Origin of the sequence: Paracidovorax anthurii (genome assembly GCF_003269065.1) — a bacterium.
Taxonomy (GTDB): Bacteria; Pseudomonadota; Gammaproteobacteria; order Burkholderiales; family Burkholderiaceae_C; genus Paracidovorax; species Paracidovorax anthurii.
In genome coordinates, this window is sequence record NZ_QLTA01000016.1 from 77,816 (window position 1) to 95,699 (window position 17,884).

Here is a 17,884-nt window from a genome sequence, read left to right on the forward strand (position 1 = left end):
ACTGGGCGGGCTTGCTTGTGTGTTGGTGCCGTCGGCGAGACTCGAACTCGCACAGCTTTCGCCACTACCCCCTCAAGATAGCGTGTCTACCAATTTCACCACGACGGCTGATGTCTACATCTGGATGGCATGAGGAACCCGATGGGTTATTTGGCTTTCCAGACAATCCCGGATTTTACTCCGGAAAAACCCGACTCCCAGGAGTCGGGCCTCTTTTTTGAAATTATTTCGTTGGGATCTGGGCGGCGCCGGATGCCGGAGCGGCAGGCACCGGGGCCGGCACGGCCGACGCGGATGCAGGCGCCACCGGCTGCACGGCCGCAGGTACCGCGGGGCCCTCCAGGACGCTCCCCACACCGGCAGGACGCGCATTGCCGAAATAGGCCAGCGCCAGCGTAGCGACGAAGAAAACGGCAGCCAGCACCGCCGTGGTCCGCGAGAGGAAGTTGGCGCTTCCGCTCGCCCCGAACAGGCTGCCCGAACTGCCGCTGCCGAACGCAGCCCCCATGTCCGCACCCTTGCCGTGCTGGATCAGGATGAGGCCAATCATGCCCAGGGCGGCCAGCATCTGCACAGCCAGGATGACATTCACAAGCACATTCATTTCTTCGTTACTCCGATTGGATTGCCGCAGGGACCGGCTCAGCGGGCCGCGGCGATGATCTGCAAAAAGTCCTGGGCCTTGAGCGACGCGCCGCCCACGAGCCCGCCATCGATATCGGGCTGGGCCAGCAATGCGGCCGCATTGCCCGCATTCATGCTGCCGCCGTAGAGCAGCCGGATGCGCCCAGCCTGCCCGCTGGCAACCGCCAGTTGGGCACGCAGAATCGCATGCACCTGCTGGGCCTGCTCCGGCGTGGCCGTGCGGCCGGTGCCGATGGCCCAGACGGGTTCGTAGGCCACGACGATCTCGCTGATGCAATGGCCATTGAGGTGGATCACGGCGGCCAGTTGGCGCTTCACGACGGCCTCGGTCTGCCCCGCTTCGCGCTCGGCCAGGGTTTCGCCGACGCAGACCACCGGGGTGATGCCCGCCGCCAGCGCGCGCTGCGCCTTGGCCGCGACCACGGCATCGGTTTCGCCATGGTATTGGCGGCGCTCCGAATGCCCCACGAGCGCGTAACGCACACCGAACTCCAGCAGCATGGCCGCCGAGATCTCGCCCGTGTATGCACCCGCTTCGTGCTGCGAAACGTCCTGCGCCCCCAGGGCGATGCCGGAACCCTGCACGAGAGACTGCACCTGGGCCAGATAAGCCCCAGGCACGGCAACCGCCACGTCGCAGGACACACCCGCGCCCATGCCCGCGCGCAGCGCCTCTACCAGGGCGGCATTGGCAGACAGGCTGCCGTTCATCTTCCAGTTGCCCGCGATGAGTTTCTTTTTCATGCTGTCCACGTCAATACGATCTTGCCGGCATGCTGGCTGGATTCCATCAGCGCATGCGCCCGGGATGCCTCGGAGGCCGGGAACGTGCTGTGCACCACGGGGCGCACGGCACCCGCCGCGAACAACGGCCACACGCGCTCGCGCAAGGCCCGAGCGATGGCGCCCTTGAACTCGACCGACCGCGGGCGCAGCGTGGAGCCCGTCACAGTGAGGCGGCGACGCAGCACGAGACCCGCATTGAAGCCGGACTGCACGCCCCCCTGCACCGCGATGATCACCAGCCGGCCATCCTCGGCCAGGCACTCGACCTCCCGGGCCACATAGTCGCCGGCCACCATGTCGAGCACGACATCCACGCCCTTGCCGGCGGTGATGCGCTGAACCTCGGCCACGAAATCCTGCGTCCTGTAGTTGATGGCATGGTGCGCACCGAGATCGAGGCACGCCCGGCACTTCTCGTCCGAGCCCGCCGTCACGATCACCGTGGCACCGAAGGCACGGCCGAACTGGATGGCGGTCACGCCGATGCCGCTGCTGCCGCCCTGCACCAGCAGGGTTTCCCCCGCCTGGAGGCGCCCCCGGTCGAAGACGTTGCTCCACACCGTGAAGAACGTCTCCGGAAGGGATGCAGCCTCCACGTCGGTCAGCCCCTCGGGCACCGGCAGGCACTGGGCCACGGGCACAACGCACAGTTCGGCATAGCCGCCCCCGGCGACGAGCGCGCACACGCGATCGCCGACCCGCAGCCCGGCCGCAGCCAGCGCCTCGGCATCACCACGCTCGATAACGCCAGCCACCTCAAGACCCGGCAGATCCGACGTGCCGGCGGGGGGCGCGTAGTGCCCCTTGCGCTGCAGTACGTCAGGGCGGTTGATGCCACTGGCCGCGACGCGGATCAGCAGCTCACCCGGCCCGGGCTGCGGCGCAGGACGTTCGGTCAGGCGCAGCACTTCCGGACCGCCGAAACCGGCGATCTCCACGGCGCGCATGGGGGTCTCCATTCTGGATTCCATGAAAGGGTTGAAGCGTCTCAAGACTGCCAGCCCGGGTCAACCCGGGCCGGCCGCCATGACAGCGACAGCGAATGCCGGTCAGGCATCCATCTGGCCGGGCTGCTCGCCGGAGGCCAGGGATTGCTGCTGCTGTTGCTGCTGCTCGGAGGCGCCGTAATCGCGGCGCTCACGGCGTTCACCGCGCTCCGCACGCTCGCCACGCTCGGCCGGAGCCGGACGGCCGCTGTCGCCCGCCGGGCGGTCCAGCAGCGCCTTCATGGACAGCTTGACGCGGCCCTTGTCGTCGGTCTCGAGCACCTTGACCTTCACGATCTGGCCTTCGCTCAGGTAGTCGGTCACCTTCTCCACGCGCTCGTGGGCGATCTGGCTGATGTGCAGCAGGCCGTCCTTGCCGGGCAGCAGGGTGATGAGCGCGCCGAAGTCGAGGATCTTGACCACGGGGCCTTCGTAGATCTTGCCGATCTCGACCTCGGCCGTGATCTGCTCGATGCGGCGCTTGGCCTCGTCGGCCTTCGCGCTGTCGGTGGACGCAATGGTGATCGTGCCGTCTTCATCGATGTTGATCTGCGTGCCGGTTTCTTCCGTCAGCGCGCGGATCACCGCGCCGCCCTTGCCGATCACGTCGCGGATCTTCTCGGGGTTGATCTTCATCGTGTAGAGCTTGGGCGCGAAGCTGGAGACTTCGGTCTTCGCTTCACCCATCGCGTCCTGCATCTTGCCGAGGATGTGCAGGCGCGCTTCCTTGGCCTGGGCCAGGGCGACTTGCATGATTTCCTTGGTGATGCCCTGGATCTTGATGTCCATCTGCAGGGCGGTGATGCCGGCCGTGGTGCCGGCCACCTTGAAGTCCATGTCGCCCAGGTGGTCCTCGTCGCCGAGGATGTCGGTCAGCACGGCGAAGCGGTTGTCCTCCTTGATGAGACCCATGGCGATGCCGGCCACGTGGGCCTTCATCGGCACGCCGGCGTCCATCATCGAGAGGCAGCCGCCACAGACGGACGCCATGGACGAGGAACCGTTGGACTCGGTGATCTCGGACACCACACGGATGGTGTAGGGGAACTCTTCCTTGGTCGGCAGCACGGCGACCAGCGCGCGCTTGGCCAGGCGGCCGTGGCCCACTTCGCGGCGCTTGGTGGAGCCCATGCGACCCACTTCGCCGGTGGCGAAGGGAGGCATGTTGTAGTGGAACATGAAGCGGTCTTCGAACTCGCCGGCCAGCGCGTCGATGCGCTGCGCGTCGCGCTCGGTGCCCAGCGTGGAGACCACCAGCGCCTGGGTTTCGCCACGCGTGAACAGCGCGGAGCCGTGCGTGCGGGGCAGCACGGAGTTGCGGATCTCGATGGGGCGCACGGTGCGCGTGTCACGGCCATCGATGCGGGGCTCGCCGGCCAGGATCTGGCTGCGCACGATCTTGGCCTCGATATCGAACAGCAGGGCCTCGACCTTCACGGCGTCGAACTCGGCGCCCTCGGCCTTGAGCGACTCCAGCACGGAAGCGGAAGCCTCGCGCAGGGCCTGCGTGCGGGCCTGCTTGCTGCGGATCTGGTAGGCGGCACGCAGCTTTTCTTCGGCGAGCTGGACCACCTTGGCGATGAAGGGCTCGTCCTTCGCGGGGGGCTGCCAGTCCCAGACCGGCTTGCCGGCCTCGCGCACCAGCTCATGGATGGCGTTGATGGCGATCCGGCCCTGCTCGTGGCCGAACACCACGGCGCCCAGCATGACGTCTTCGGGCAGTTGCTGCGCCTCGGACTCGACCATCAGCACGGCGGCTTCGGTGCCGGCGACGACGAGGTCCATCTGCGAACCCTTGCGGGCCGTCTGGCCGGGGTTCAGCACGTATTCACCGTTGATGTAGCCCACGCGCGCGGCGCCGATGGGGCCGTTGAACGGGATGCCGGAAATGGAGAGCGCGGCGCTCACGGCGATCATCGCGGCGATGTCGGCATCGACCTCGGGGTTCAGCGAGACGGTGTGGATGACCACGTGCACCTCGTTGTAGAAGCCTTCGGGGAAGAGCGGACGGATCGGGCGGTCGATCAGGCGGCTGGTCAGCGTCTCGAGTTCGCTGGGCTTGGCTTCGCGCTTGAAGAAGCTGCCGGGGATCTTGCCTGCGGCGTAGGTCTTCTCGATGTAGTCCACCGTGAGGGGGAAGAAGTCCTGGCCGGGCTTGGCGGACTTGGAGGCGACGACGGTGGCCAGCACGACCGTGTCGTCGATGTTCACCAGCACGGCGCCGGACGCCTGGCGGGCGATCTCGCCGGTTTCCATGACGACGGTCTTGTCGCCCCACTGGAACGTCTTGGTGACCTTGTTGAAAATGCTCATGGTTGCTCCGTTTTCAGGAGCCGGCCGCGCGGGCCGGCGGGGTTGAGGAGCCCTGCCATCCAGAACACGATGCCATTCCAGTGGACCTGCCGGCCCGCGCCTTGCGGCCAGGGCCATTGGAATGACACAGCTTCGCTCTGCGATTGCGAGTGCGGCTCCGAAGTAGAAACGCCTGAGCTAGCCAGTTGCTAACCCAGGCGTCTGCGGCATGCGTTCGCGATTACTTGCGCAGGCCGAGCTTGGCGATCAGGGCCGTGTAGCGGTCAGCGTCCTTGGCCTTGAGGTAGTCCAGCAGCTTGCGGCGGCGGCTCACCATGCGCAGCAGGCCGCGACGGCCGTGGTGATCCTTGGCGTGCTGCTTGAAGTGGGGGGTGAGTTCGTTGATGCGGGCGGTCAGGAGGGCCACCTGCACTTCGGGACTGCCGGTGTCGTTGGCGGCGCGGGCGTTGTCCTTGATGACTTCGGCCTTGATGGAGGATGCGATCATTCGATTTCCTTGGGTGTCGGGACCGGCGGGGCCAGCGCGCGCGGCGTGGAGACGGTCCCGGGTTTTACTTGCGCCGTCGGCTGGAATGGCCAGCGGCGTGCGTCTTGCACCATGCAAAACCATCGGATTATACCGCGCCCGCCCCTTCCAGCCATTTGCGCAGCCGGGCCACCCCTTCCGCGAGGCGCCCGGGGTCCTTCGAGGCGAAGCACCAGCGCAGCCAGCCCTGCCCCTCGGGCCCGAAGGCCTCGCCGGGCGCCAGTCCCAGGCCGGCCTCGGCGACCAGCCGCTTGGCGGTGGCCAGCGAATCCCCGTGCCCCGCAAGGCGGAAGAAGGCGTACATGCCGCCGCTGGCCGGGTGGGCGAGCAGGCCCGGCAGTGCCTGCAGCAGGGGCAGGAGGGTGTCCCGGCAGGTCCGCAGGTGCCCGACGACGCGGGGGGTGATCTCCGGCTCGTGCTGCAGCGCCGCGATGCCCGCGCGCTGGGTGAACACGCTCACGCACGAGGTGTTGAATTCGATGAGCTTGCCCATGTGCGGCGTCATGGCGGGCGGCATCACGAGCCAGCCCAGGCGCCAGCCGGTCATGAGGAAGCTCTTGGAGAAACTGTGGACCACGACCAGCCGGTCCGCAGGCTCGGCGATGTCGAGGAAGCTGGGCGCGCAGCCGCGCGGCGTGGGCTCGTAGTAGAGCCGCTCGTACACCTCGTCCGCGAGGATCCAGGTGCCCGTCGCGCGGCAATGCTCCAGGATCTGCCGCTGCTCTCCGGCCGAGAGCGTCCAGCCCGTGGGGTTGTTGGGGGCGTTGACCACCAGCAGCCGCGTGGCGGGCGTCACGGCCTGCCGCAGCGCGTCCATGTCGAGCGCCCAGGCACCGTCCGGGCCGGGCCGCAGCGGCACGCAGCGCAGGTGCGCGCCCATGACCCGCGGCTGGGCCGTGAGATTGGGCCACACCGGGGTGATGGCCACCACCTCGTCGCCCGGGTCCACCAGGGCCTGCACGGACAGCATCAGGGCATTGACGCCGCCCGAGGTGACGGCGATCCGCTCCACGCCGATCGCGCCCCCGTGCAGCCGGGCCATGTAGGCGGCGATCGCCTCGCGCAGCGCGGGAAGGCCGAGGTTGTGGGAATAGAAGGTCTCGCCCGCGCGCAGGGAGGCGATGGCGGCGTCGCTGACGGCCTGCGGGGTGGTCTCGTCGCTTTCGCCGAACCAGAACGGCAGCACGTCGGCATGCCCCATGCCGGCGTTGGCGACTTCGCGGATCCGGGATTCTTCGAGAGAGAGGAAGGTGTGGCGCATGGACAGGTCGATGAATGAACGAACGCACGGCGGGACATAACGCACGGCGGGGTCTCGCGGCGGCGCGCGGAAGGTACATTGCGCAGCCGGAGGAAACACGACATGCAAAGAACGAACCACGCCCGCGCCCTGGCCCGGCTCGCGGCCGCGCTCCTGATCGGGGGCGCGCTCGCGGGCGCCGCACCGGCGGCCCAGGACACGGCGGAGCCCTCGCAGACCCCGGGCGGGAGCGCCAGGGCCAAGGCCCCGAAGAAGTCGCTCAAGATCCACAACGGCCCGCCCAACCATTCGGGCGAGACCCCGGCGGAGCGGGATCGCCGACTGTACCGGGAATGCAGGGGCCTGCCCAACGCCGGCGCCTGCCTGGGCTACGCGCGGCGCTGACCACCCCGCCCCCGAACGGAACCGCCCCGCCGCCGGCGCGTTGTCCGACAGGCCGGCCGCGCGGGCTTGCGCTATACCTCGGGCACCCCGCGCCCCCGCGCATCGCAGGACCTTCCATGCCTGACGGTTTCGTTGCCCCCCCACGCCCCCGCGCCGCCTTCGGGCGCTGGTGCGCCCTCCCCCTCCTTCTTCTGGCGCTGTGCGGCGCGGGCTGCTCGGGCCTGCCGCAGAACGTGGAGCGGCCGGAATCCTTCGCGCTGGCGCCCACCGGCGGCACGCCGCTCGCGCGCACCGTGGAGGAGCGCCGGCAGGCGGCGGGCGGGCGGCACGCCTCGGGCTTCCTGCTGCTGAGCGGCCCGCAGGACGCCTACGGCAGCCGCCTGGCGCTGGTGGATGCCGCGCAGAAGACCCTGGACCTGCAGTACTACGCCATCCACGCCGACGCGAGCAGCGAGCGCCTGCTGCGCGGCGTGGTCGCGGCCGCGCGGCGGGGCGTGCGCGTGCGCGTGCTGCTGGACGATTTCCACAGCACCGGGCGCAACGCGCTGGTGATGGGGCTCGCGTTCCAGCCCAACATCGAGATGCGCATGTTCAATCCCGTGGCGGGGCCGCGCGATTCCATGGTGGGGCGGCTGTGGGGCTCGCTCACCGATTTCTCGCGGGTGCAGCAGCGCATGCACAACAAGCTGTTCATCGCCGACAACGCGATGGGCGTGACCGGCGGCCGCAACCTGGGCGATGCCTATTTCGGCAATGGCGATTCCGGCAACTTCGTGGACCTGGACGTGCTGGCCGCGGGCCCGATCGTGGCGGAGATGTCGCGCAGCTTCGACAGCTACTGGAACAACCGGCGCGCCTATCCGGTGCAATCGCTCATCACGCAGGAAGAGCTGGCCCGCCTGCGCGAGCAGACACGCGGCACGCCCGCGGCGCAGCACCCCGAGGGCGACCGCGACGTGGTGCCCGCCGCCCGCGCCGCCGAGCCCCCCGGTGCCGCGCGGCCCGCTGGCGGCGAGCCCCGCCCCGGCGAGGCGCCCGAGTCCGCCGAGCGGCGCGCGCGCGTCTGGAACGAGCAGTCCATGGACCTGGGCGCGGCGCCCTTCACCTGGGCACCGGCGGTGATGCTCGCGGACCGGCCGACCAAGATCCCCGCGGACGGCGATCCGCCCGAGCCGACCGCCAGCCTGGCCTCCGGTGCCGGCCTGGAGGTGAGCGGGCCGCGCGGGCCGGTGGCGCCGGCCGCGGGCCCGCCGCAGGCCGCCTCGCTGCAGGCCTCGGCCGCGCACGCGGCGCAGGGCGAGACGGTGGTGGACGGCATGCTGCAGCTGATGGCCCAGGCGCGCGAGGACCTGCTCATCATCTCGCCCTACTTCGTGCCGGGCGACGACATGAAGCGCGCCTTCGCGGACGCCCGGGCGCGCGGCGTGCGGGTGCGCGTGCTCACCAACTCGCTGGCGTCCAACGATGCCCCCGTGGCCCATGCGGGGTATGCGCGCCACCGCGAGGATCTGCTGGCGATGGGGCTCGAACTCTACGAGCTGCGCAGCGAACAGGCCGGCCTGAAGTCCACCTTCGGCGCATCGGGCTCGGGGGCCATCGGCCCGTCGCGCTCCATGCTCCACTCCAAGGTGCTGGTGGTGGACGGGCGGCTGCTGGCCGTGGGGTCGATGAACCTGGACTTGCGCTCGCAGCTGCAGAACACCGAGATCGCGCTGCTGATCCACAGCCGGACGCTATCGCGCATGGCGGCGACGCAGATCGAGACGACCATGCGCGAGGCCTCCTGGCGCGTCGAGCCGGCGCCGGGTGGCGGGCTGGTGTGGCGCGCGCCGCAGGGCAGCGGACTGCAGGATGCCACCCGCGAACCCGATGCGAGCCTGGGCCTGCGCATGCTGCTGCGGCTGCTGGGCCCGCTGGCACCCGACCACCTGCTGTAGCCCGCGCGCCGCCCCTTTCCCTGCGCGCCGCTCCCGTCAGTGCGCGGCGCCCTGCGCGCCGGCCCCGGTCTGCGCGGCCACCCAGGCGGAGATGGCGCGCTGGTCGGTCATCGTGCGCACGTGCTGGTAGGCCGCCTCGGCCTCGGGAAAGCGCCGGCGCAGCAGGTTCAGCCATTGCTTGAGGCGCCCGGCGCGCTGGCGCGGTTCGAGGTCTTCGCACACCCGGTGCCAGAACGTGCCGAGGTGCGGCAGCAATTCGCCCCAGGCCAGCGGCGCTTCGCCCACGCGCCCCGCGTCGGCCGCGCGGATCGCGCGCGCCAGGCCCGGGTCGGCCACGATGCCGCGGCCCAGCATGAGCGCGTCGCCGCCCGAGGCCGCGCGGCAGCGCAGCGCGTCGTCCACCGTCCAGATCTCGCCGTTGGCGATGACGGGGATGCGCACCGCCGAGCGCAGCGGCGCCACCAGCTCCCAGTAGGCCGGCGGGCGGTAGCCGTCGGCCTTGGTGCGGGCGTGCACGACCAGCTCGCAGGCACCGCCCGCCTCCGCCGCCTGCGCGCATTCGCGGGCCCGCAGCGTGTCGTCGTAGCCCAGGCGCATCTTGGCCGAGACCGGCAGGTGCGCGGGGACCGCGCGGCGCACGGCGGCCACCACGGCGGCGATGCGCTCGGGCTCGCGCAGCAGCGCCGCGCCGCCGCCGTGGCGGTTGACCACGTTGGCCGGGCAGCCGAAGTTGAGGTCGATGCCTTCCGGCCCGAGCGCCGCCAGGCGCGCCGCGTTCTCGGCCATGCTCGCCGGGTCGGAGCCCAGCAGTTGCGCCCGCACGGGCACGCCGGCCAGCGTGCGCCCGCCCGTGCGCAGCTCGGGGATGTAGCGCAGGAACACCTTGTCGGGCAGCAGCGTGCCGGTGATGCGGATGAACTCGGACACGCAGCGGTCCACCCCGCCCACGCGCGTGAGCACGTCGCGCAGCACGAAGTCGAGGAGCCCCTCCATGGGAGCGAGCAGAAGCAGGGGAGACGGTGGGGGCATCGAAAAAAATGGAAAACAGGCCCGAGGGGCAATCCCAAGCGCCAGACAGCCTCCATGTCGCCGTCTTTACTTGATAGTTAGCTATTGAAAACATAGCAAACCCTCTGCCACACCATGGCCACGAGGAGGGTTCGCGCACGCCCCGTCATCGCTGCGTCATCGGAATGCGCTGCAATCGGGACATCCTATTTTCGCCAAGCCCTCGTTCCCTCTGGCCATGCTGCTCCTGAGAACCGACAAGGCGCGCCTGGAACTGTCACCGGGCGTGCGCAACCTCAGCCTGCGCGAGCGCTCCCTGCTGCTGCTCGCGGACGGACGGCCCGTGGCCGATCTGGAAGCGCTCTACCACGGCGCCGGCGCGGAGATCGTATCCAAGCTGGTGGCCGAAGGCTATCTGGCCGCCGGGGGCGCCGCCGGAGCGACGCCGCAAGCCGGCGGGCCCGCCGCGCGCGCAGACGCGCCCCCCGGGATACCGATCGCGCCATCGAACGCGCTGCGCTCGCTGGCGGGCACGCGCATGTACCTCTTCGACATCTGCGAGCGCATGTTCGCGCGGCGCAACCCCACGCTGGCCCAGAGCTTCCACGAGGCCCTGCGCACGGCGCGGGACCGCGACAGCATGCTCGACGTGAGCGAGACGCTGCTGGAGGAAATCTCCCTGCTGGCCGGCCCGGAGCGTGCGGCGGTCGTGCGCAGCCGCATGGAGCAGCTCCTGCCGACCCCCGCGTGACGGGCGCGCCGGCAGCGGCCCGGCAAAGAAAAATCAGGACGCGGCGGCGAGCCGCCAGAGCGACGTGACCTCGGCCGCGCGCGCCGCGTGCAGCGGGTCGGCCTCGTCGGCGGCCTTGGCGTGGCGCGGACGGGTGTCGATCCGGCCCGCCACCCGCAGGCCCGCGGCCGCGATCCAGTCGAGCAATTGTTCGCGCGGGCGCAGCCCCAGGTGCTCGGCCAGGTCGGAAAGGATCAGCCAGCCCTCGCCCCCTGGCTCCAGGTGCGCGCCCAGGCCGGCCAGGAAGCCGCGCAGCATGCGGCTGTCCTCGTCGTACACGGCGTGCTCGATGGGCGATGCCGCGCGCGCGGGCACCCAGGGCGGGTTGCACACCACCAGGGGCGCGCGCCCCTCGGGGAACAGGTCGGCACGCGCCAACTCCACGCACGGCAGCCTGCACAGGCGCTGCAGGTTGTCGCGCGCGCAGTCCAGGGCGCGGGGGTCCTGGTCGGTGGCGACGATGCGCCGGATGCCGCGCCGCGCCAGCACGGCCGCGAGCACGCCCGTGCCCGTGCCGATGTCGAAGGCCAGGGCCCGCGCCCCCTCGGGCAGCGGGGCCTGCGCCACGAGGTCCACGTACTCGCCCCGCACGGGCGAGAAAACGCCGTAGTGCGGGTGGATGCGGTTGTCCGGCGGCGGGCCGAGCGCGGGGATCTCCACGCCCTTCTTGCGCCATTCGTGCGCGCCCACGATGCCCAGCAGCTCGCGCAGCGAGGCCACGCAGGGCTCGCCCCGCGGCGCGCCCCAGGCCTCGGCCAGGGCCGTTCGCCAGTCCGGCGCGCGGCGCAGCGCGATGGCGTGGTCGCCTTCGACGGGGATCAGCAGCATGCCCAGCACGCGCGCCCGCCCGGCCTGGGCCTGGCGGTGCAGGTGGAAGGCCTGCGCCGGCGTGGCGGGCGGCTGCGCGGCCGCGCGCGCCCTGGCCCGGGCACCGCCGCGCGCGCGGCCTCCCCGGCCGTCGGCGCGGCGCATCAGGGCCTGCAGCAGATGGCGCGCGTTCTGGAAGTCGCCCTGCCAGAGCAGGGCCGTGCCTTCACAGGCCATGCGGTAGGCCGCATCGGCGGGCAGCGTGTCGTCGGCCACCACCACGCGGCGTGGCGCGGCCGCGCCGGACTCGGCGCGCCAGTGCGCGCTGCGGTCCTGGCCGTTGTGGCTCCAATGAATCATGCGCCGGGAAGAAGGGTGGATGGGGCTTGCCGCATGCGGCCCGGGGGCCGCGCGCCGGTCAGTTGATGGAGCGCTGCAGGCGCACTTCCTCGATCTTGACGCCGCCGATGATGGCGGTCTTGGCGGTGGACATCTCGCGCTTGAAACCCGCGAGCTCGTGGAAGCGCAGCGCGCGCTCGTTGCGCATCGGTACCCACGCCGTGACGTTGGTGCAGCCTTCCTGCTGCAGGCCTTCGCGGGCGGCATCCCAGAGGGCCACGCCCACGCCCTGGTTCCAGTGCGTGGGGGCCGCATAGATGGCCCAGATCTCGCCGGTGGTGGGACGCGACTTGGCATCGCGCGAGCGGTCGAAGCCGACGAAGCCGACGATCTTGTCGCCCTCGACTGCGACCTGAACCTGGGGCTCGCAGTACTCGATGGCCTCGCGCCAGTAGGCCTGGCGCTTATCGACCGAAGACATGGCTTTCAATTGGTCGTCGGGGACCAGGCCACGGTAGGCCTCCATCGCGGATTGCGTGTGGATCTGGGCAATGGCTTTGGCATCGCGGAGCGTGGCGGGACGAACCTGAATACTGGCCTGAATACTGGACATGGAAACGAACGAACAGAAAAGGGGAAGGGAACGAAAAACCCGCGATTGTCGCGCAATTGGTTTTTCATCTCCAGACCGGGCTCCGGCAGGCCCCTTCCAGCCCCCCGCGCGGAAGGCCTGGAAACGGCGCCGGCAAAGGCTTCGGGCCAGTGCGCACACGATGTTCCGGCAGAGGGAAAAACCCGGCGCGAAGGCCGCATCAGAGCCAGCGGCGCAGCAGGCCCATGACCTGGTCGAACCGCGCCCCGTACGGCGGATGCAGCAGGCTGGCGAGCGACCAGCGCGACTGCGCGAGCACCGGCTTCTGGTGGGAAAAGCGCAGGAATCCGTGCTCGCCGTGGTAGGCGCCCCAACCGCTGTCGCCCACGCCGCCGAAGGGAAGGTTGTCGTGCGCGACGTGCAGCAGCGTGTCGTTGACGGTGACGCCGCCGCTCACCGTGCGGCGCAGCACGTCGTCGCGCGCGGCCTCGCTGCGGCCGAACCAGTAGAGCGCGAGCGGGCGCGGCCCGGCGTTGATGTGGTCGATGGCGTCCTGCAGGCGCTCGTAGCCCAGCACCGGCAGCACGGGGCCGAAGATCTCCTCCTGCATGACCTGCATCTGCAGGGTGGCGTTGAAGACCAGCACGGGCGGCATCTGCCGCGCCACGCCGTCGCCGATGCCCGGCGGGGGCGGCGGGGGCGAGCCCGGCACGGGTTCGAGCACGTGCACCTCGGCGCCCTGCGTCTGGGCCTGCTGCAGCATGGTGCGCAGCCGCGCGAGGTGGCGCGAATGGAGGATGGAGGCGTAGTCCGGATTGCCCTCGAAATACGGGAACAGCTTTGCCACCGCCGCGCGGTAGGCCTCGGCGAACGCGCCCTCGCTGCCGCGCGGCAGCAGCACGTAGTCGGGCGCCACGCAGGTCTGGCCGGCGTTGAACAGCTTGCCGTGGGCGATCTTGAGGGCCGCGTCCTGCAGGTCGCAGTCGGCATCGATGATGCAAGGCGACTTGCCGCCCAGCTCCAGCGTGGTCGGCGTGAGGTTGGCGGCGGCCGCCTGCGCCACCTTGCGGCCCACGGCGGTGGAGCCGGTGAAGACGAGGTGATCGAACGGCAGCGACGCCACCAGCGCCGCCGTGGCCGCATCGCCCTGCACCACGCAGAACTCGTCGGACGAGAAGAACTGCGCCACCAGCGCCGCGAGCTGGGCCGAGGTGTGCGGCGTGAGTTCGCTGGGCTTGAGCATCACGCGGTTGCCCGCCGCGAGCGCGCAGATGGCGGGGCCGAGCGCGAGCTGCACCGGGTAGTTCCAGGGCGCGATCACGCCCACCACGCCCAGCGGCTGGCGCTGGATCCAGGCCTGCGCGGGCTGCAGGTGCAGCGGCGTGAAAACGCGGCGCTTCCTGGCCCAGCGCGCGAGGTGCCGCAGCGTGTGCGCCACCTGGGTGCGCAGGATGAGGAGTTCGGCCACCTCGGTGAGGCGGGGCGAGCGGATGCCGAAGTCGGCCTGCACGGCGGCGGCGAGCGCGGGCCCGTGGCCGTCGAGCAGCTTGCGCATGCGCAGCAGGCGTTCCCGCCGCACCAGCAGGGGCGTCTCGGGTTGCTCCCGGCTGGCCTGCCGCTGGATTTCGAACTGGTGGCGGATAGCGTCTGGCGTCATTCGGCAATCATAGGCAGGGCACTGGAAACGCCATGTAAACCGGTGTCTCCAAAGGCCCGGGGAAGCAAGGGTGGGCGCACAGCGCGGTGAGGTGCTTTCGACTCAGTGCACGTCGCGCGGCTGCACGTCCGCCACCTCGGTGCGGGCGCCCGGCAACTCGGCCGAGCGCAGCGGGCCGGGCTCGCCCTCGGGCGGCTGGCCCCGGCGGCCGGCGGCCGACCAGCGCGCGGTGCTGCGGTACACCGTGCTCCAGCCCTCGCGCGGGTCCATGCGCATCACCCAGGGCGTGACGGGCTGGCCGGTGATCCGCGCCCACAGCATGCGCACGCCCCACGCCAGCGCCAGCAGGGCCACCGCGACCAGCAGGCACAGGAAAAACACCGCGCCCACGGCCACCACCGCGAGGCGCACGGTCCACCGGATCACACCGGCCAGAAAATCATTCAAAGCACATCCTTTCCATCGATGGCGCGGCGCCTGTGCGCCGCCGCGCCGGGATTGCCGACCTTACCCCGCGGCCGCCGGTTCGCCGAAGCGGAAGACCCCCGGGTCCTGTACGGGATCGACGTTCACCGGGATCACGCTCTTGGGCGGAAAGCGCCCCTCCAGCAGCAGCTTCGAGAGCGGATTCTCGATGCGCTGCTGGATCGCGCGCTTGAGCGGCCGCGCGCCGAACACGGGGTCGAAGCCCACCTTCGCCAGTTCGGAGAGCGCCGCGGGCGAGACCTGCAGGTGCAGGTCCATTTTCGCCAGCCGCGCCTCCAGCAGGTGCAACTGGATGCGCGCGATCGCCTCGATGTTCTTCGCGTCGAGCGCGTGGAACACCACCGTCTCGTCGATGCGGTTGAGGAATTCGGGCCGGAAGTGGTTCTTGAGTTCCGCCCAGACCGCTTCCTTGATGTCGTCCGCGTCCTGCCCCACCATGGCCTGGATGAGGTGCGAGCCGATGTTGCTCGTCATCACGATCACGGTGTTCTTGAAGTCCACGGTACGGCCCTGGCCGTCGGTGAGGCGGCCGTCGTCGAGCACCTGCAGCAGCACGTTGAACACGTCCGGGTGCGCCTTCTCGACCTCGTCGAGCAGCAGCACGCTGTAGGGCTTGCGGCGCACGGCCTCGGTGAGGTAGCCGCCCTCCTCGTAGCCCACGTAGCCGGGCGGCGCGCCGATCAGGCGGGCCACGGAGTGCTTCTCCATGAACTCGCTCATGTCGATGCGCACGAGGTGCTCCTCGCTGTCGAAGAGGAAGCCCGCCAGCGCCTTGCACAGCTCGGTCTTGCCCACGCCCGTGGGGCCGAGGAAGAGGAACGAGCCCATGGGCCGGTTGGGGTCGGCCAGGCCCGAGCGCGAGCGGCGGATGGCGTTGGCCACGGCGGCGATGGCCTCTTCCTGGCCCACCACGCGCTCGTGCAGCTTGCCTTCCATCTGCAGCAGCTTGTCCTTCTCGCCCTGCAGCATCTTGGCGACGGGGATGCCCGTGGCGCGGCTCACCACCTCGGCGATCTCCTCCGCGCCCACCTGGGTGCGCAGCAGGCGGTTGGGCGCCGATGCGCCGTCGCGGCCGTCTTCCTTGGCCTGCGCCTCCTTGAGCTTGCGCTCCAGGTCGGGCAGCCGGCCGTATTGCAGCTCCGACACCTTGGTCAGGTCGCCCTTGCGCGTGAACTCCACGATCTGCAGCTTGACGCGCTCGATCTCCTCGCGCACCTGCGCGGACCCCTGGGCCTGCGCCTTCTCGGCCGTCCAGATCTCCTCCAGGTCGGCGATCTCCTTCTGCAGGCGCTCGATCTCTTCGGCGATCAGCGCGAAGCGTTTCTGCGAGGCCTCGTCCTTTTCCCTGCGCACGGCCTCGCGCTCGATCTGCAGCTGGATCAGCCGGCGGTCGAGCTTGTCGATGGCCTCGGGCTTGGAGTCGATCTCGATCTTGATCTTGGCCGCCGCCTCGTCGATGAGGTCGATGGCCTTGTCGGGCAGGAAGCGGTCGGTGATGTAGCGGTGCGAGAGCTCCGCCGCCGCCACGATGGCCGGGTCGGTGATGTCCACGCCGTGGTGCAGCTCGTAGCGCTCCTGCAGGCCGCGCAGGATGGCGATGGTGGCCTCCACGCTGGGCTCGCCCACGAGGATCTTCTGGAAGCGCCGCTCCAGCGCCGCGTCCTTCTCGATGTACTTGCGGTATTCGTCGAGCGTGGTCGCGCCCACGCAGTGCAGTTCGCCGCGCGCGAGGGCCGGCTTGAGCATGTTGCCCGCGTCCATCGCGCCCTCGGCCTTGCCGGCGCCCACCATGGTGTGCAGCTCGTCGATGAAGACGATGGTGCGGCCCTCGTCCTTGGCCAGTTCGTTCAGCACGGCCTTCAGGCGCTCCTCGAATTCGCCGCGGTACTTGGCGCCGGCCAGCAGCGCGGCCATGTCGAGCGAGAGCACGCGCTTGTCCTTGAGCGATTCGGGCACCTCGCCGGCCACGATGCGCTGCGCGAGGCCCTCGACGATGGCGGTCTTGCCCACGCCGGGCTCGCCGATGAGCACGGGGTTGTTCTTGCTGCGGCGCTGCAGCACCTGGATGGCGCGGCGGATCTCGTCGTCGCGGCCGATCACGGGGTCGAGCTTGCCGGCGCGGGCGCGCTCGGTGAGATCGAGCGTGTATTTCTTGAGCGCCTCGCGCTGGCCCTCGGCCTCGGCGCTGTTGACCTGGGCGCCGCCGCGCACCGCGTCGATCGCGGCTTCGAGGCTCTTGCGCGTGCAGCCGTGCTCGCGGGCCAGTTGGGCGGTGTCGCCCTTGCCATCGACCAGCGCGAGCAGGAACAACTCGCTCGCGATGAACTGGTCGCCGCGCTTGATGGCCTCCTTCTCGGTGGCCTGCAGCAGCCGGCCCAGCTCGGGGCCGACCTGCACCTGGTCCTGGCCCTGCACCTGGGGCAAGCGCTTGATGGCGTTCTCGGCTGCCGTCTGCAGGCCGGCCGCGTTGGCGCCGGCGCGCTGCAGCAGCGCGCGCGGGCCGTCCTCCTGGCGCAGCATGGCCGCCAGCAGGTGCACGGGCTCGATGTAGGCGTTGTCGTTGCCCAGCGCGAGCGATTGCGCGTCGGCGAGAGCTTCCTGGAACTTGGTGGTGAGTTTGTCGAGACGCATGGTCTGTGATCCTCCGGACTGACGCGCAGTTGAGGCGCGGCAGCGGGGATTTCAAGCGGCCCCGCGCCACGGGACGCGCCGGATCACAGCCTCAGGGTCACCACGGTCGCGACGGCGGCAGCTCCTGAAAACATAGCAAACTTTGCAGCCGATCCGCCGACATGAACGCGAAAAGGCTGCAAACCGATGCCGAGGGCGGCTTTGGCCATAGGGTGCCGGCCTTCTGGAAGAGCGCCGGTCCATGCCCATGCCCATGCCCATGCCCATGCCCATGCCCAGCGCAGTCGCCAGCCGACGTTCACGGATGGCCTTGACTCAACCGCTTCACGCAGCCCGGGCGTCCAATCGCAGTGCCTGTGACCGCCATGGCATGGCTGCGCCCGGGGTTGGGGGCGGTGGGCTTTGTTGCACAAATCAGTTCGAAGACGGCATAGCCCCAACCCCAGACGGATTTATGCCATGGCGGCCACCAGAACGGTTTGAGGACGACCGATCTGGCTGAAGCGGTTGAGTACGGCCACGCGGACATGCAACTCCACCACCTGATGCTCGAACGTGCGCGCCGTCACCCGTTCGCCCAGTCGCTTGAAGCAGTGCATCTTCGTCTCGACAAGGCTGCGCCGGTGGTAGCCGCTCCACTTCTTCCAGACGCTGCGGCCCAAACGCTGGCACGCCCGGATGGCTTCGTTGCGCTGCTCCGATCCCGGACTCGGCTTCTTCCAGTGGCGGGCGTTCT

The 17,884-nt window shown here is 70.1% G+C and carries 17 protein-coding genes and 1 tRNA gene; 3 read left to right on the forward strand and 15 right to left on the reverse strand.

Going from position 1 to position 17,884, the window contains the following annotated elements:
- Window positions 1–23: 23 nt before the first annotated feature.
- The 7 genes from AX018_RS10330 to AX018_RS10360 form a co-directional block, all read right to left on the reverse strand.
- Window positions 24–108: transfer RNA gene (locus tag AX018_RS10330), tRNA-Leu, on the reverse strand.
- A gap of 115 nt (window positions 109–223) precedes the next feature.
- Entirely contained in the window at window positions 224–604 is a 381-nt protein-coding gene (gene secG / locus AX018_RS10335; protein WP_111877201.1) for a preprotein translocase subunit SecG, read from the reverse strand.
- A gap of 38 nt (window positions 605–642) precedes the next feature.
- Complete coding sequence (gene tpiA / locus AX018_RS10340; RefSeq protein ID WP_111877202.1) at window positions 643–1,389, reverse strand: triose-phosphate isomerase; 747 nt, start codon at window positions 1,387–1,389, stop codon at window positions 643–645.
- Window positions 1,386–2,390 carry an NAD(P)H-quinone oxidoreductase gene (locus AX018_RS10345; protein WP_111877203.1) on the reverse strand — a complete coding sequence of 335 codons (1,005 nt, stop codon included), beginning with the start codon at window positions 2,388–2,390 and terminating at the stop codon, window positions 1,386–1,388. Before AX018_RS10345 ends, tpiA begins: the two co-directional genes overlap by 4 nt.
- Before the next feature lie 90 nt (window positions 2,391–2,480).
- Window positions 2,481–4,730, reverse strand: coding sequence for a polyribonucleotide nucleotidyltransferase (pnp, locus tag AX018_RS10350; protein WP_111877204.1), 2,250 nt, complete (start codon window positions 4,728–4,730; stop codon window positions 2,481–2,483).
- Between the two features lie 220 nt (window positions 4,731–4,950).
- On the reverse strand, window positions 4,951–5,217 hold the full coding sequence (gene rpsO / locus AX018_RS10355; protein ID WP_019703748.1) for a 30S ribosomal protein S15: 267 nt from the start codon (window positions 5,215–5,217) through the stop codon (window positions 4,951–4,953).
- Between the two features lie 127 nt (window positions 5,218–5,344).
- Window positions 5,345–6,517: a pyridoxal phosphate-dependent aminotransferase gene (locus AX018_RS10360; protein ID WP_111877205.1), complete on the reverse strand. Its 1,173-nt coding sequence runs from the start codon at window positions 6,515–6,517 to the stop codon at window positions 5,345–5,347.
- Between the two features lie 102 nt (window positions 6,518–6,619).
- On the opposite strand from AX018_RS10360, the gene AX018_RS10365 reads away from it, so the two are divergent.
- A complete protein-coding gene (locus AX018_RS10365; protein ID WP_111877206.1) occupies window positions 6,620–6,901 on the forward strand; it encodes a hypothetical protein in 282 nt (93 codons plus the stop codon).
- Between the two features lie 116 nt (window positions 6,902–7,017).
- Window positions 7,018–8,838, forward strand: a complete 1,821-nt coding sequence (locus AX018_RS10370; RefSeq protein ID WP_111877207.1) for a phospholipase D family protein — start codon at window positions 7,018–7,020, stop codon at window positions 8,836–8,838.
- 36 nt (window positions 8,839–8,874) lie between these two features.
- Here the strand turns inward: AX018_RS10370 and AX018_RS10375 are convergent, their stop codons facing one another.
- Complete coding sequence (locus AX018_RS10375; protein WP_111877208.1) at window positions 8,875–9,867, reverse strand: tRNA dihydrouridine synthase; 993 nt, start codon at window positions 9,865–9,867, stop codon at window positions 8,875–8,877.
- A gap of 217 nt (window positions 9,868–10,084) precedes the next feature.
- Between AX018_RS10375 and AX018_RS10380 the strand changes: the two genes are divergently transcribed.
- On the forward strand, window positions 10,085–10,597 hold the full coding sequence (locus tag AX018_RS10380) for a hypothetical protein (protein ID WP_111877209.1): 513 nt from the start codon (window positions 10,085–10,087) through the stop codon (window positions 10,595–10,597).
- A 33-nt stretch (window positions 10,598–10,630) separates the two neighbouring features.
- Here AX018_RS10380 and AX018_RS10385 read toward each other — a convergent pair whose 3' ends face one another.
- The 7 genes from AX018_RS10385 to AX018_RS10410 all read right to left on the reverse strand — a co-directional run.
- Complete coding sequence (locus AX018_RS10385) at window positions 10,631–11,803, reverse strand: methyltransferase (protein ID WP_111877210.1); 1,173 nt, start codon at window positions 11,801–11,803, stop codon at window positions 10,631–10,633.
- Between the two features lie 58 nt (window positions 11,804–11,861).
- Window positions 11,862–12,395: a GNAT family N-acetyltransferase gene (locus AX018_RS10390; protein ID WP_111877211.1), complete on the reverse strand. Its 534-nt coding sequence runs from the start codon at window positions 12,393–12,395 to the stop codon at window positions 11,862–11,864.
- 199 nt (window positions 12,396–12,594) lie between these two features.
- Complete coding sequence (locus AX018_RS10395; protein ID WP_111877212.1) at window positions 12,595–14,031, reverse strand: coniferyl aldehyde dehydrogenase; 1,437 nt, start codon at window positions 14,029–14,031, stop codon at window positions 12,595–12,597.
- A gap of 102 nt (window positions 14,032–14,133) precedes the next feature.
- Complete coding sequence (locus AX018_RS10400; protein ID WP_111877213.1) at window positions 14,134–14,478, reverse strand: hypothetical protein; 345 nt, start codon at window positions 14,476–14,478, stop codon at window positions 14,134–14,136.
- A 60-nt stretch (window positions 14,479–14,538) separates the two neighbouring features.
- Entirely contained in the window at window positions 14,539–17,148 is a 2,610-nt protein-coding gene (gene clpB / locus AX018_RS10405) for an ATP-dependent chaperone ClpB (protein WP_111877214.1), read from the reverse strand.
- A gap of 83 nt (window positions 17,149–17,231) precedes the next feature.
- On the reverse strand, window positions 17,232–17,357 hold the full coding sequence (locus AX018_RS25910; protein WP_281269549.1) for a hypothetical protein: 126 nt from the start codon (window positions 17,355–17,357) through the stop codon (window positions 17,232–17,234).
- Window positions 17,358–17,600: 243 nt separating this feature from the next.
- Window positions 17,601–17,884 (reverse strand): transposase (locus AX018_RS10410; RefSeq protein ID WP_146749281.1); only part of this gene is annotated, 284 nt, incomplete at its 5' end.